The organism is Algoriphagus sp. NBT04N3 (genome assembly GCF_019443765.1).
GTDB classification, from domain to species: Bacteria; Bacteroidota; Bacteroidia; order Cytophagales; family Cyclobacteriaceae; genus Algoriphagus; species Algoriphagus ornithinivorans.
The window spans coordinates 2,652,806-2,668,160 of the sequence record NZ_CP048415.1 but is presented as its reverse complement, the minus strand read 5'-3'; the positions used below and the strand labels follow the sequence as shown (position 1 = coordinate 2,668,160).

Below are 15,355 nucleotides of genomic sequence, written 5' to 3'. Positions count from 1 at the left end.
CAAATTAATTGTTGGGAATAGTGTAAAGTAGAGAGAATCTTAACGTCTCTGCCAATGGATGGTTTTGAGTCTGTGGGACTAAATACGAAAAATCAAACCCGAGTTTATTCAAGTCAAATCCAACCCCCATGGTGAAATACCTTCTTCCTCCTTTAGTTGGATTTTCATAAAAATACCCTGTACGAAGAGAGAATTTATCATTATAAGTGTATTCAGCACCGAAAGAAACGGTTACTTCCTGCATTTCTTCGGAAAAACCATCTGGAGCATCTGCAAAGGATCCAAACATCCCGGAGATCAAAGCCCTATTTGGGTCTTTACCTCTGGAAATGATCAGATTTCCATTCTCATCAGTGGCTAGAGAACCGTCTGGATTGGTTTGATATACAGGTGGAGTAGGTACTAAAAGCTTGTTGAAATCCAATGCGAATGTGATTGAATTCATTTCGTTAATATCTATGCTGTATGCCGTACCAATTCTCAAGTTGGTAGGGATATAATCTAGATCATCTGCACTGTTATAGGTGATTTTAGGACCAATATTGGAAATGTTAACTCCCCATGACCAAGTACCTTCTTTAGAGCCTGCAAGAATAGGCTTGCTGTAGTATAAACCTACATCCGTTCCAACACTGACTCCAGGTCTGCTTTCACTGCCTCCAACCGAAGATATACTGCCAGATAGATTGGAATGAATAAATCGAGCTGAAATACCCAAACCCAAATTGGCAGAAAGTTTTCTTGAGTAAGTTGCGCCTAAAGCAATATCTCTTGGGTTAAATTCACCTAGTTCATTTCCTCTTCCATCAGTCAACTGGATGTCACCCATGTTGAAATAGCGAAGGTCAAATCCGAATGCTGAGTTTTCATCAATTTTAAAAAAACCGGTTAGATAGCTCAAGGACATATCATTCACCAATTTTCCCAGCCAAGGAGAATAAGAGAGTGAAAAACCCATTTGATCTTCTACGAAGGCAAGTTTACCACTATTCCAGTGAGCTGAATTAGCATCAGGACGCGTAGCAACACCCACATCCCCCATAGCAGAATGTCGGGAATCCGGAGCAAAATTTAAAAATGGAACTGCTGTAGTAATCACTCTCCGATCTGGGTCTTGGCCGGAAATGACAACAGAATTCTGTGCTTGAGCTGAATATCCCATTAACACGAACGCTCCCGCGAGTAATCCAATCTGCTTCCTAATGGCTTCTAATTTCATTCAATAACAATTTTACCGCTTGTAAAGTCCATAGAACCGTCAAGCTCTGACTGAAGCGTTACTCTGTAAATATAAGTTCCTTTTGCTGGATATTTGGTTTGATTTTGTAAAAAAATCCAAGTCAAATCCCCAATAATCTGTTTGGCTTCCACTAAACGCTGATTTTCTGCGAATAGTATCCTTCCTTCTAAATTTATTATTTCCAGCCTAATAAGCAGGTTTTCGCCTGCCCGATTATGCTTTATTTCAAAGTTAGTTAAAGTTTTAGCCGGATTCGGAAAAACTTTTTGATCCAAGATTTGAAGTTTATTACTTCCTTCGACCAACACCTCTATCATCTCAGTGCTTCCGTTCCCTACCAAGTCAAAGGCTTTGATTTCTAGACTGTTTTTTCCTTCTTTCAATCCAGAAATTTCCATCACGACCTCTCCCTTTGTATAGCTACCAGATAGACTATTAAATAGCTTGTTTAGGGAAATCTCCTGCTCATCATTAATAACTAGGAGTAATTGCTTTCCTTCTCTTAATCCTGTAATGTCAATTCCCGAACTATCTGTAAAACTGAAATTTGCGGATAAAGTTGTAGATGCAAAACGAAATGGAGCTTGGGACTGATTTTCTAGCTGTATTTCTATTTGGGGTCCCTCTTCATCTTGAATTTCATTCGCTTGCCCTCCGCTCTCTACTTTTTCAATCCCCCAGGCATCTTTCCCACTTTCTTCATCTTTTGCGTAAATACGGAGATTACTGCTTTCGAAGTTTTCGGCCAAGAGGGGAGGCAGTAGTAATTTTCCCTGAATTTTCCCATTTCTAACTTGTCCTTTCCCTTTGAAATAAATCAGACTTTCTTCCGGGAATTCAAGAGGTGCACTTTCATCTCCCAGCGTTTTGATTGCCTGCTGAGGTCCTCTGTAGTCAATTTCAAACTCACCACTAAACTCTGAAACCAGCTGCTGAGAAGCATTAATGATCTCTGCCTCATAGCTGACTTCCTGAAGGGGTGCTATTTGTTCTATGTCATTTCCTGCCTCATCCTTTAATGAAACAAGCCGGATAGAATGATTAGGTCTCGCCAACCTCATACTGGGATCTCCAAGCAGTGAGAAATTTCTATTGAGAGCTCCATTCAAACTCTGATTTTTGGTGTTTTTGAAAATGGTGCCCAAGTCTTGAAATTCCTCATTCTCTTTTCTAAAAACTTCTTGAATAAAAGCTTGATTGAGAGAAAAATTAACACTGCTAAAAACCGGTCGCCCTGTAGTCAATAATCCGATTGCACCTTTGCCTTTGGCAATTAAGAGTTCTTCAGCCGATGAACGCAGAAATGGACTATCATGCCTTCCAAATTCACAAGTAGCAGTAATCCAAAGTGGCAAATGCTTCATCTGAGGCCAGTTTGCGATATCTTCTACCCGAAAGACTTCTTCAGCAGTTAAGGTTGTTTCATTCCCATGCCCTATATAATTCAGAAATAAGGTTCCTTCGTCCAATGTTTTTTTCAGGGCTTCTTTGGCTTTGGGAGATCTTTGGGTAGTTCCATTTCTTACCTTCTCAAACCTGTCTAAGTAGATCTTATTTTGAAAATAAGCCGGATGATTCTGCTTGAGAAAACTAGCATGGGATTCCGCATCTCTCAAATGGATGTTGTTATCTGCATCATCCGCCATAAAAGAGATGTTTCTATGCCAGTTTCCTAACAGAGGCTGCGATTCATATTGGATGATTTTATTGATTAGCAAAGAGGCCTCCTGGAGGTTGATCACAGGTAACCTCCCAATTCCTATCTGCATAGGTTCATCTCCTTCACGGCTCTCTTCCCAGACTCCTTGCCCCATTTCCACTAGGCCGAAAAAATCATCAGAGCTATATGTGGTCAATGGATTGAGGCTATTCCTACTACTGTAAGTGGGGACAATATTCGGTCTTCCACCCAATTTGGATTTGTAGTCAAATGTACCCTTACCCAGGAATAGCACATTTTTTAAGTTGCCTCCTTTATGATAATGATAAGCTATAAAATCTCTAATGGCCACCACATCCCTATTTCCATATCCGAAGGAATCATAAATATCTTTGGTAATCACCACCTCTGCTAAAACACCCATACTCAATTTATGAGTTCTGAGTCTTTCAGCTTCCGAGTAAAAGGCTTCGGATGTGATGATCAGTAATTCGGGCCAAAATGTATCAGCTCGAAGTTCGGATGAAATAGGACTAACCTTTTCAATCGAAGGAATTTCAGTTGAACTTGCTACAGCAATTTTTTTGGAGGTAATTGTTCGGGTTGAGTTGGGGGCAAAAGATTTGGGTTGGAAAAAATCACTGACATCCCAGACTATTAAATTGGCATCAGAAATAGTGTAAGAAGATCCTTCTAATGAAAAATAAACTCCTGATTTCAAATTGGAAGTGGAAAAAGGTACTCCGATTTGAATATGCTCGAAGTAGGCTCTTGCATTTGGATCTGAACTGGTTAATCCAAGTTCAATGGTTCTCAGCTCATTTCCTGCGGGCCTTAGCTCGGATTTAAAAGCCTTTTCTCTGCCTTTGATTCCATAAGTTGTATTGGGAATGGGATCTATTTGTGTAGAAAAAAAGCTTTGTCCACTTTCAGATAACCTAAGCTCGGAGCTGGATAATGATTGGGCCATGATAACCCCATTTACTTTCCAAGCAGCGTTCGTATTGCCTGATTTTCTGATCGGAATAGATCGAATATTCCCCGTAGAAACTGGGGCTGAATACCAAGTTCTTCCAGAATTGAGAAGATTATTTTCTTCTCCTTTTATAGCAGACCATTGATAAAGAGTAGAAGCTGAAACTTCTGAACTGCTGGCGGAAATAGACTCTACTCGTTTAGGGCTTGTCTTTTTTCCTATCAAATAAGAAAGTGTGTCACGGTAAATATGATGCTGATAAGAAAGATTATTTTCCGGATTAATAAAAAAACCATGTGGGCCTTGCAGATAGACTAGCAGTTCATTTCCAGCAAGTAAAGTTGGGATTTCCCTTAGTGAAAGCGATTCATTGTTTAATTGCTGAGGTATGGAGCCAGGATATCCATAGATCGCCACTTCTGATAAATTTGCTGCTCCAATCTGAGTTAGGAGAGAAGGGTTAATTTTATAAATCCCTTCTTTTGTGACTTCAAATTTGAATAAAGGGCTTTGGGCAAAAAGTATTTGCGGTAAACTGCATACTAGCAGCAGGAAGAAAAAAAATATTCTGGAATTTAAATTCATTAAGTCTTCAACGCATTTTCCGCCAAGGAGAGTCCTAAGTATGCAAGAATAATGATCGGAATTCCTCCCAATCCAAGCCAAGCGATACAAATAATTCCCAATCCAATCAACACAAACCTAAATACATTATCCGAGAGCGAAAAGTTCTTGAATTTCAGGGCAATCAGTGGAATTTCACTCACTAATAAAATCGAAAACACCCATGCAATAATGATCAAAGTCCAGGGATTGGAAAGTGAGTTTTCTATCAAAAACCATTTCTTAGCTAGGTAGGGCAGAGTACTGATAAACAAAGCATTTGCTGGAGTAGGAAGTCCTATGAAGCGATCACTTTGTCTAGTGTCTATATTAAATTTTGCTAAGCGCATGGCTGACATCAAGGGAACGATCAAGGTTAGATATGGCAAGTAAGTGTTGTTGGTAGCCTCAGAAGTAAGTTGAAACAAAATGAAACCTGGCAATACTCCAAATGATACACAGTCCGCTAGGGAGTCTAATTGTTTTCCCAGTTCGCCTGAAACTTTTAATAGGCGAGCAGCAAACCCATCGAAAAAGTCGAAAACAGCGGATAAGACTATGAAATATGCGCCTGAAAGAACATTTCCGTTCAAGACGAAGCTAATCCCAATCACTCCCGAAAGGAGATTCATAAGGGTTAAGCCATTAGGAATATGTTTCAAAAATTTCAATAGCTCGCGTTTTTACCTACAAAAGGGTTGTAAATCTTTTCAAATTCTATGGAGGTTTCAGGTCCGTGACCTGGATATACGATGGTATCTTCCGGCAGGCTGAAAAGCTCACTTTTAATTTTCTCCAAAAGTAAATCATGATCTCCTCCCGGAAGGTCTGTTCTTCCAATGCTTCCTCTAAAAAGTGTATCGCCTGCAATACAGATTTTGCTGGTAGGATGATAAAACACTACGTGACCGGGAGCATGTCCAGGAACGAATAATACTTGTAATTCTTCCTGTCCAACCGAAATTTCCTTTCCCGGACTCACATATCCATCCGGTTCAATTCCCCTGTAGGCAGGAAATCCGTAATTGCGTGCAAGAACCTTGGCCGAATTTAAAACAGGAATCTCATTTTCATGAATCAAAAAAGGAATGCTGTACGTTTGCTCAACCCACTCATTGCCCAAGACATGGTCTACATGGCAATGGGTATTTAGTAACAGTTCAGGTTTTAAATTCTCCTGAATGATAAAGTCATATAATTCTTTTTTCTCTTCAGGTTCATAGCAACCAGGATCTATAATGGCAGCGGAGCCTTTTTCATCATAGATGATATAGGTGTTTTCCTGAAAAGGATTGAATGTGAAGCGCTTAATTTTCAACATGGTTTTTGTATTTCCATTTGAAACAAATTAAGGAATAAAACCTTTATTTTGGGTTATGGAAATAGATTTTTTGCTCATAGGTCAAGGTTTGGCAGGTTCTGCATTAGGATATAGACTAAAGAAAGCCGGATTTAAAATCAAGCTTTTGGATCAGCCTGATTTAAATCAATCTACCAAAATTGCTGCCGGCCTATACAATCCCGTTACAGGGAGAAAAATGGTTAAAACATGGAATGCTGACCAGTTATTTCCAGAGATTGAACCTTTTTATCAGGAGTTGGAGCAGGTTACTAAAAAAAGCTTTCTTCGCCCGATCAATATCTACCGGCCTTTCCTTTCCATAGAAGAACAGAATGAATGGATGGGAAATAGTGCAGATCCAGGTTTTTCCAAATACATCCAAAAAATATATCAAGAATCCCAGTCTGAATTTTTAAAGGATCCATACGGTGGGGTTTTGCTGAAAAATTCAGGTTGGCTGGATAGTAAAGCCTTCATGGAGGGCATGAGTGAATATTTCGGGGAGGACCTCATTTTGGATTATTTACAGGAGGATCAACTCCAATTTCAAGAAGGATTTTGGAATTATGGAGACCTAAAGGCCAGATCTGTGATTTATTGCAATGGGGTGGCGGCCAATCAGTCTAAATTTTTCGGTTTTTTACCATTTGCTCCGGTGAAAGGAGAAATTTTAGAGGTGAAGCAAGATTTTTGCCCGGATTACATCGTAAATAGAGGTGTGTTTAGGGTTCACTTAGGCGATGGAATTCACAGAGTGGGTTCTACCTACACTTGGCATGACTTGGATCAAGGGCCAACTGAACGGGCAAAAAATGAATTGACTGAGCGCCTAGCTGGATTAGTTCAGCTGCCAGTTGAAGAATATGTCAGCCACAAGACAGGAATTAGGCCGGCGACGAAGGACAGAAAACCTTTTTTAGGAAAACATCCTGACTTGCAGAGCGTTTACATATTTAATGGTTTTGGTGCTAAAGGAGTGTCATTGATCCCTTTTTACAGTCAAGTCATGGTGAATCACCTTACACGATCCACTCCTATTCCAAGTGAGGTAGCGATCACTAGGTATTTTAATTATATTTAGACATTATCTGGGTATAGAATGCAAATAAAGTTGACGCGATTAATTCTTTTTTTAGGCCTCTGGCTAAGCGCCGGAATGGCTTTAGCACAATTTGACCAAGAACGCTTCGGGAAAAACCGAGTGCAGCATAAGGAATTCGAATGGTACTTTTATTCCTCCAATAATTTTGAGGTTTATTATTACGATCGTGGAGGCGCCAATGCCAAAATGGCTATTGAATATTTGGAGTCAGAGTTCCAGCGACTCACTCAAATGATCGGCTATGTAGCCTATACCAAGCCTAAAATTTACATTTACAATACTCCTGAAGAACTGCTGCAAAGCAACCTTAATTTGAATAAGCAGGAGTTTAGCGAAGAAGGACAAACTAACTTCAGTCGATTAATTGCAGAAGTAGCATACAAAGGAGAAGTGGATCTTTTTAAAGAAGACTTGATATACGCTACTTCCAAAGTTATCATCCAAGAAATGTTGTATGGTGCATCTGTAGCTGATGCATTTCAGTCTAATTTGATGAATGCCTTTCCGGAATGGTATGTAGAAGGTATTTCTTTATACCTAGCGAAAGGATGGAGTAGAGAAATGGATGATTATATCAGACATTATCTCAGAGAGGAAGAAAACCCGAAAATTCTCAAATTGACTGACATTGAGGCGGCTTTGGTAGGTCAATCCGTTTGGAACTACATAGCGGAACGCTATGGAAGAAGGTATATTTCAAGCATACTCAATCTTTCCAGAATCAACAGAAATGAGGAAAATAGTATAGCCAATACAGTAGGTTTGAACTACAAAACATTCAAAGAAGATTGGCGAAAGTATTACATCACTATCAATGAGCAGGTAACCCAGACCTTCCAAGATATATCCAGCGAATCAGCGATTGCTGAAACCTCTCCGAGAATAGAAGGTGTCATCAATGATATTAAATTCAGTCCGGATGGATTGAACTTGGCTTATGTGATCAATAATGGCGGAAAGTTTAAAGTTCAGGTAAGAGAAGTTACCTCTGGACTCGAGCGAACTCTTTTTACAGGTGGGGCGGTCTATGAAGATCAGGACCCTAACTTCCGAGCCCCAGTCATAGCTTGGAGAGATTCAGCTAACCTAGCCATTGCATCTTTCAAAAGAGGATTGACCACATTGAGACTGCGCTCCATAGACGGAAGCACCCAAGACAAGATTTTCCTCAGAAATATCAACCAGATATTGAGCTTGGATTTCAACAGTACAGGAAGAAATATGGTGCTTTCAGCCATTTCTAATGGAAAAACAGATATCTACACACTTAATACCAGAGGACAGGGAAGAAGATTGACAAACGATGAGTTTGATGATTTGACCCCAATGTTTTTGAATGATTCGACCATTATTTATTCTTCTAATTTCACCGAAAAGTCTGATTCCACTGCAGAGCAAAGAACTAACCTGAAAGATTTCCCGGATAGTTATAATCTATTTTTACTGGAAGTAAGAGACACGATTCGAATTAGCAGACTGACCAATGCCTTGAGTAAGAATGTGAGACCTAGAAAAGTCAATAGCAACTCAGTGGTATTTTTATCAGACCTGAGTGGCATTAATAACTTGATGAGACTCAATGTTGGAAATCAGGTAGCAAGCCAGATATCAGGTTATGATAAAAGTTTAGAGTCTTTCGATGTCAATTCGAGAATGAATAAAATAGCATTCTCGGTTCGGGATGGAAAAGAGAGCTTCCTAATCTTGCAAAATTACAGTGGCGCTGATCGCTTTACTCCAAGTACTCCGAGAGTGCAGTTGGAGCAGGCAAAAAGCCTGAACGAAAGAATAGCTGCGAGACGGCTATTAGAGACTCCTAAGGAAGATACGACCCGAGTTCAGCGAACAGCTCCGCTAACTGTTCCTAAGCCAGCGGAGGAAGTGAAAATGGACACAGTGGCCAGCAACACAACTTCCTCAATTAATCTGGATAGGTTAAGATTCCAGAAAGGGAATGGGGTAAATACAGAGAATTATACATTTGACTCATTACCTAGTCCTCAGCAAGGTTTGGAGCAAGCCAATGCCCAGGAAAACAGAGTCAATCTGCTTGAATCTTTTAGAAAGCAAAGTCTTCAAAAAAGGGTGACTGGGCCTAGAAGAATGGAGCCACAATTCTTCACGAATAATATCAATACCCGATTTATTGTCGATCCATTGAGGGGTTTTGGAATAAGCCTTCATGGAAAAATGACCGATTTATTGGATAATCATTCTTTTCAGGGTGGGGTAACCCAAGCTTTGGATTTCAGGTCTGGAGGGGATTTGTACTTCGAATATGAATATTTGAAAAGTAGACTTGATTTCCGAGGAAGGTTTGATAGAAGATCTATCCGCATCACAGAAGGGGATATCACTTTCCAAAAGTATATTCTATCCAAAGTCGAGACTGGAGTTGCTTATCCTTTAAATGTCAACGCCAGAGTATACGTCGCTCCTTTCCTTGCAAAGACTCAATATTTCAATTTGAATTCTGATTCTCTGATTTTGGGTTCCAACTCACCAGCAAATCGCTTTGATGTAAATTATGCTGGTGCAAAGGCGGAATTCGTTTATGATAAGACCCAGCAAATCGGTTTGTATTCCCAAACTGGCCTGAAGGGTAAAGTTGGTTTCATGCACTATCAAGGCTTGAATAATTCCTCCAGAAGCTTCAGTAATTTTTATTTGGATATCAGGAATTACCAAAGAATCCATAAAAATATTGTGCTGGCTTCCAGATTGTATGCAGGGTCATTCTTTGGCAATAATCCTCAAACCTATTTGGTCGGAGGAATGGATAACTGGCTCTTCAATGAATTCTATAGACCGCCTTCCAATAGACCTGAGGCGTCGCCTGTAAGAAATCCGAACGGGGTAGAGAATTCCAATATTCTATTTGCGGATTTTGTGGATTTGAGAGGATACGATTACGATGAAATCAGGGGAAATAAGGTGATTACTTTTACCACAGAGCTTCGAATCCCTGTTTTCTCTTATCTCACCAGAGGAAATATCACATCCAATTTCATCAGGAACTTCCAGCTTGTTGGATTCTATGATATAGGTTCGGCATGGAACCATTCTGCTCCATGGGAGCGGGTAAATGATCAGAATACTGAAGTGATCAACACTGAGGGTTCGCCTTTTACTATAGTTTTAAATAATTTTAATAACCCATGGTTGCAAAGTTATGGAGCTGGACTACGCACAGTGCTCCTTAATTACTATGTCAAACTGGATGTAGCGCGACCAATCAGAAATTATGAGGCTGAAGATTTAAAGTTCTATGTAACTTTAGGCTATAATTTCTAAAACCACCACACATGATTAAATCTATGACCGGCTTCGGAAATGCCGGATGGGAGAATGAGGAGTTTATGATTCACGTTGAGGTTAAGTCTCTCAATTCAAAATTTCTAGACTTGTCTATTCGGAGTCCCCGTCAGTTTTCAGATAAAGAATTGGAAATTCGAAATCTGACTCAAGCCGTCCTGGAAAGAGGTAAAGTAGGTATCTCAATTGAGTTTTTAGCTAAAAATACTTCTGATATCCCTGTTAGTATCAACGAGGAGCTTTTTAAGGCTTATTATTCCAAGTTCCAGAATCTTTCTGAAACAGTGGGAGCAAATACTGCGGAGGTATTCAAACTAGCCTTACAGGCTCCTTCTGTAATCACAAATACCAATACCGATGAAAATGACACTGAGGCTGAGTGGGCATTGGTGAAAAAAGTGATCGAAGAGGCTTTGGCAAAATGTGATGAATTTAGATCTGATGAGGGCAAGGTGCTGGAGCAAAAACTGTTGGAAAACATAGAAGCTATTGCTGGAGGACTTGAAAAAGTGAAAGCAGAGGAGGGGCAGAGAAAAGAAAAAATCAAACAGCGAATTCGCGGACACTTCCAAGAATGGTTGGATGAAAATGATTTCGATAAAAATCGTTTTGAGCAGGAGTTGATCTACTATTTTGAAAAACTGGATATCAATGAGGAAATAGTAAGATTAGATACCCATCTCAAATATTTCAGAAAAAGCCTAAAAGAAGAATCCAATCAGGGTAAAAAATTAGGGTTCATTAGTCAGGAAATAGGAAGAGAAATCAATACTATTGGTTCCAAAGCGAATGATGCAGGCATACAGCAATACGTCATATTGATGAAGGATGAACTTGAAAAAATTAAGGAACAATCCATGAATGTATTATAAAAAAGGGCTGAAAAGCCCTTTTTTTATGAGTTCGATTTGTTTAATTCTCGATATCTTCTCTTATGGAAATATATAGAAAATACAGTTCAGTATATTCTTAAAGTATAAGGTCAGGCTACCCTCTGTCTTCCGTCTTCTGTCTTCCATCTCAATTATAAATGACGATTTCTATCGGTATCCCAGAAAGCGATATTATTCCATCCTATTCTTTCTCAGAATTTTCCCGGGTCTGATGTCTTGAAACTCACCTTGATCGACTATAAGTCGACCGTTGACCAAAACAAATTGAACTCCAGTAGGATATTGATGCGGGTCAGTAAATGTGGAGCGATCAATAATCTTTTCAGGATCGAAAATGGTTAAATCTGCAAAATTGCCTTTTTTGATAATTCCCCGGTCTTGAATCCCCAGTCTCTGAGCAGAAAGTCCGGTCATTTTATGGATTGCAGTAGGGAGGTCTAAAATGTTTTTTTCTCTTACATAGTATCCTAAAATCCTTGGGAAAGTTCCGTAGGCTCTTGGATGAGGATGTCCGTCTCCAGGCTGTGAAAGCCTCCCATCCGAACCAATCATCGTCATAGGATGCTTCATGATTCGTTCTACGTCGGCATCGTCCATTGCATGGTAAATGGTACCGGTTCCACCGTTTAGTTGGGCCTGAATGACGAGTTCAGCTCCATTTTCCACAGTGGGCTCCATTCCTTCCAATATTGCCCAATCATGTAGAGTTTTACCCTCCAATTCTTTTCTCCAAGATACTCTTGAAAATTGGATCCTTCTCAAATCATTCCCTCCACGGTCATTCAGGATATTGAATATGATTCCCGATTTGATACTGTCTTTTAAGATGGGGTCTTGGACTCTATTGGAAAATTCGCTTCCCTCCAAGGCCCAGCTAGGAATCAATACACTGATTCCGGTATGGGAAGCTGCATAAGGATACTGATCCATCATTATATCCAATCCTTCCTTTCTAGCGGAATCCACCAAGCTCAGTGTTTTTACGCTTGCTCCCCACATTTTGACCCCAATGGCTTTGTGGTGGGTTAATACAACAGGGATTTCAGCTTCTTTCGAAATTAAAATCGCTTCTTGAACAGCATCAATAAGTCCTAATCCTTCTTCTCTAAGGTGTGATGTATAAATACCCTGATAAGAAGAAGCCACTTTGGAAAGACTGATGATCTCATCCACTTTAGCAAATGTGCCCGGTAAATATTTTAAACCAGTGGATATTCCGAATGCACCTTCTTTCATCGCCATCTCTACGTAGTTTTTCATAGAGTCCATTTGAGAAAGAGTAGGGGCTTGGTCGACATTTCCCATTACCTCTCTTCGAATGGTATTATGCCCGATTAGATAAGCTAAATTTGGCCCTGTCCCAAGTTGCTCTAATGAATCCAGATATGAACCGAATGGCCAAGGTCCTCCTCCATCCGGCCCACCTAATGCAAGCGTAACACCCTGCATAATCAAACTTTTGGCATCCGGCATTTCCATGATAGGTTCCAAGTGCGTATGCATATCAATAAAGCCAGGACTTACCACCATCCCTGAGGCATCTATGATAGTTTTTGCTTCTGCATTTTTCAGGTCACCGATTTCTACAATTCGCTCATCTAGTATACCAATATCGGCTTGAAAGGAATCCGAACCCGTTCCATCCAGAATGGTACCATTGATGATGATAAGATCATACTTATCAGATTTACAAGATATTAGAGTTAGAAAAAAGAGAAGGATGAGACAGTTTTTCATGGTCTTAAATTGTATTCATCCTGAAAATAAGTGAAATAAAAAATAAAAGATGCCCTTTCATCATTTTTGAAAAAAGTAAAAGGGCCGAAGCCCCTTTTTTAATTCAGTCTGAATTTGATTGGCATAACCATTCTTGAGCGAACAGGTAAACCTCCCATCTTTCCGGGATTCCAATTCGGTGAACCCTCAATTACTTTGATAGCCTCTTCATCACATCCTCCACCAATTGATCTCATGATTTCTACATCCTGTACAGAACCATCCTTGTTGATTACAAAGCGTACCAAAACAGTTCCTTCAATGCCCATTCTCCTCGCTTGTGGAGGATATTTCAAATTGTCTCGTAGGTATTTGTACCAGGCTTCCATCCCACCTTTGAATGAGGCTTGAACTTCTGTAAAGTCTCGAATTTCATCAGCCTCGTCTATTATTGGCGGTCCCTCAGATAAAATTACATCAGGGATTTTATCAGTTTCCTGAGTATTGATATCTATGGGAATTTGGAGGTCTTCAATTTCGATGTCATTGGGTTGCTCCTTCAAAACAGGCGGCGCCTTAGGCGGGGGAGGAGGAGGTGTTTGTATGGTAAGTGGGATATCTATTAATTCCCAGGCTTGTTGAGTATTGGGGATTTCTTTGATAGGTCCACCTTGGTTGCTTTTCCATTCAAATGCTGCGAGAGCCAGACCTATGCTAGTTGCCAAGCCAAAATTCAGCAAAGTTCCAGACCACCTTTTGACGTCTGCTTTGGGGTTCTTTTTCAGTTCCATGTGTAATATGATTTGTGGTTAAAAATGAATTACCAAAGAATTTACACATTAAAAGCCTGTTATTTAGTGATTTAAGAGAAATTAACTATGTTAAAAGTTATCAAAAATTGGCAATAAAAAAGCCCAGACAATGCTGGGCTTTCTTGATATATTTAATTGATTAGCTCAATTTAAATCTAATAGGTAGTCTCATACGAGTTCTTACCGGACGACCTCTTTGCTTACCTGGAGTCCATTTAGGAGCGTTTTTCACAACCTCAACAGCTTCCTCATCGCAACCGCCACCGATTCCTCTCAAAACTTCAACGTCTTGAATTGAACCGTCAGTATTAATAACGAACACTACGATAACTGTACCTTCGATACCCATTCTTCTTGCTTGAGTAGGGTACTTTAGATTTTTGGATAGATACTGATTCCAGCCTGACATACCACCCGGTGGCTGAGGCTGAGTTTCTACCACGTCAAAGATTTCGTCTGCTTTTTCCTCTACTGGAGCTTCAGCAATGACAACCTCTTTGATTACAGTTTGCTCTTTAACGTCAACGTCAAAGTTTACCTCAATTTTTTCCTCGATTTCAACCTCATCAGGAATTTCTTGGATGATAGGCTGCTCCACTGGTGGTGGAGGTGGTGGAGGTGGTTGTTCGGTAATAGGAATATCGAGCAGCTCTTCAAAGTTGTCATCTGTCATGCCTAGATCTTTCAAGGCACCATCATCAAATGACTTCCATTCGAAAGCAGCAAGTGTTGCTCCTACAGCCAATGCCAAACCCAAATTCAGGAACATTCCTGTCTTTTTGGTTAAATCAGCACTGGGAGTCTTTTTTGCTTCCATGTTGAGTTTGATTATATAGGTTAAATGATTTCTTATTCAGTCTAACAATTGTAAGGATAATGATGCATTAATCCAAGTGATTTTGTACGGAGAGAGTCTTAAAATATGCTAATATTCCCAATAAAACCCCTATTTGATTGACAATCAAGTCAAATACATCAAAGGATCGGTTGGGAACAAACAACTGTCCCAGTTCAAAAGCAAAGGATGGTAATACCACAAAACCCAATACAATAGGGATATTTAGTTTCTGGAACCCTTGTTTTTTCTTTTGAAATCTGATGCCAGCCCAAAGAAAAGCTAAGATCGCAAATGAAAGTACATGGATTAATTTGTCCTGAAAATCGAAAGCATCTATTTCAGGGAATTTATCTCCAGGTGTCAGCATGGCAACTGCCAAAATCAATAACCAGGAAATAGCAAAAACTAAACGCAAAATTGAGAATTAATTTTTCCCAACTAATTCAGAGTATTCCTCGCTGCTCATCAAATCAGAAGGCAGGTCACCACTGATTTTCACCTTGACCATCCAGCCATTTTCATAAGGTGATTCGTTCACCAACTCAGGAGAGCTTTCCAGTTCTTCATTGAACTCAAGGATTTCACCACTCAATGGCATAAATAGATCAGATACAGTTTTTACAGCTTCTACTGTTCCAAAAACCTCACCTGCTTCTATTGTCTCTCCTACAGTTTCAACTTCTACATAGACAATATCGCCCAACTCGGACTGTGCAAATTCTGTGATTCCGATGATAGCAACATCACCATCTATTTTCACCCACTCGTGATCTTTGGTGTACTTTAATTCTTGAGGAAAATTCATGTTCGGTAAATTTTTTATAAGGGAGTCCAAAAATAAGATGATTCCCTTCTTTA

Annotated in this window: 12 protein-coding genes; 3 read left to right on the top strand and 9 right to left on the bottom strand. The window is 39.8% G+C overall.

Annotated features, from left to right (window positions below):
• Positions 1-4 precede the first annotated feature (4 nt).
• From porV to GYM62_RS11495, 4 genes are read right to left on the bottom strand one after another with little or no spacing between them, the layout of a single operon-like run.
• On the bottom strand, positions 5-1,162 hold the full coding sequence (gene porV, locus GYM62_RS11510) for a type IX secretion system outer membrane channel protein PorV (RefSeq protein WP_370627671.1): 1,158 nt from the start codon (positions 1,160-1,162) through the stop codon (positions 5-7).
• Between the two features lie 53 nt (positions 1,163-1,215).
• Complete coding sequence (gene porU, locus GYM62_RS11505) at positions 1,216-4,461, bottom strand: type IX secretion system sortase PorU (protein WP_219956500.1); 3,246 nt, start codon at positions 4,459-4,461, stop codon at positions 1,216-1,218.
• On the bottom strand, positions 4,461-5,150 hold the full coding sequence (gene pssA / locus GYM62_RS11500; protein ID WP_219956499.1) for a CDP-diacylglycerol--serine O-phosphatidyltransferase: 690 nt from the start codon (positions 5,148-5,150) through the stop codon (positions 4,461-4,463). The genes porU and pssA overlap by 1 nt, the downstream gene beginning before the upstream one ends.
• A complete protein-coding gene (locus tag GYM62_RS11495) occupies positions 5,147-5,800 on the bottom strand; it encodes an MBL fold metallo-hydrolase (RefSeq protein WP_219956498.1) in 654 nt (217 codons plus the stop codon). Before GYM62_RS11495 ends, pssA begins: the two co-directional genes overlap by 4 nt.
• Before the next feature lie 55 nt (positions 5,801-5,855).
• On the opposite strand from GYM62_RS11495, the gene GYM62_RS11490 reads away from it, so the two are divergent.
• The 3 genes from GYM62_RS11490 to GYM62_RS11480 are packed head-to-tail and all read left to right on the top strand — an operon-like array spanning position 5,856 to position 11,110.
• Positions 5,856-6,902, top strand: a complete 1,047-nt coding sequence (locus GYM62_RS11490) for an FAD-binding oxidoreductase (RefSeq protein ID WP_219956497.1) — start codon at positions 5,856-5,858, stop codon at positions 6,900-6,902.
• An 18-nt stretch (positions 6,903-6,920) separates the two neighbouring features.
• Positions 6,921-10,217, top strand: a complete 3,297-nt coding sequence (locus GYM62_RS11485; RefSeq protein ID WP_219956496.1) for a biopolymer transporter Tol — start codon at positions 6,921-6,923, stop codon at positions 10,215-10,217.
• A gap of 11 nt (positions 10,218-10,228) precedes the next feature.
• Positions 10,229-11,110: a YicC/YloC family endoribonuclease gene (locus tag GYM62_RS11480; RefSeq protein WP_219956495.1), complete on the top strand. Its 882-nt coding sequence runs from the start codon at positions 10,229-10,231 to the stop codon at positions 11,108-11,110.
• Positions 11,111-11,302: 192 nt separating this feature from the next.
• Here GYM62_RS11480 and GYM62_RS11475 read toward each other — a convergent pair whose 3' ends face one another.
• From GYM62_RS11475 to gcvH, 5 genes are all read right to left on the bottom strand, one after another.
• Positions 11,303-12,868, bottom strand: coding sequence for an amidohydrolase family protein (locus tag GYM62_RS11475; RefSeq protein ID WP_219956494.1), 1,566 nt, complete (start codon positions 12,866-12,868; stop codon positions 11,303-11,305).
• A 98-nt stretch (positions 12,869-12,966) separates the two neighbouring features.
• On the bottom strand, positions 12,967-13,638 hold the full coding sequence (locus tag GYM62_RS11470) for an energy transducer TonB (protein ID WP_091649553.1): 672 nt from the start codon (positions 13,636-13,638) through the stop codon (positions 12,967-12,969).
• Positions 13,639-13,798: 160 nt separating this feature from the next.
• Positions 13,799-14,476: an energy transducer TonB gene (locus GYM62_RS11465; protein WP_091649556.1), complete on the bottom strand. Its 678-nt coding sequence runs from the start codon at positions 14,474-14,476 to the stop codon at positions 13,799-13,801.
• A gap of 67 nt (positions 14,477-14,543) precedes the next feature.
• Positions 14,544-14,912: a VanZ family protein gene (locus GYM62_RS11460; protein ID WP_219956493.1), complete on the bottom strand. Its 369-nt coding sequence runs from the start codon at positions 14,910-14,912 to the stop codon at positions 14,544-14,546.
• 9 nt (positions 14,913-14,921) lie between these two features.
• Complete coding sequence (gene gcvH / locus GYM62_RS11455; protein ID WP_091649561.1) at positions 14,922-15,302, bottom strand: glycine cleavage system protein GcvH; 381 nt, start codon at positions 15,300-15,302, stop codon at positions 14,922-14,924.
• Between the last annotated feature and the right edge of the window lie 53 nt (positions 15,303-15,355).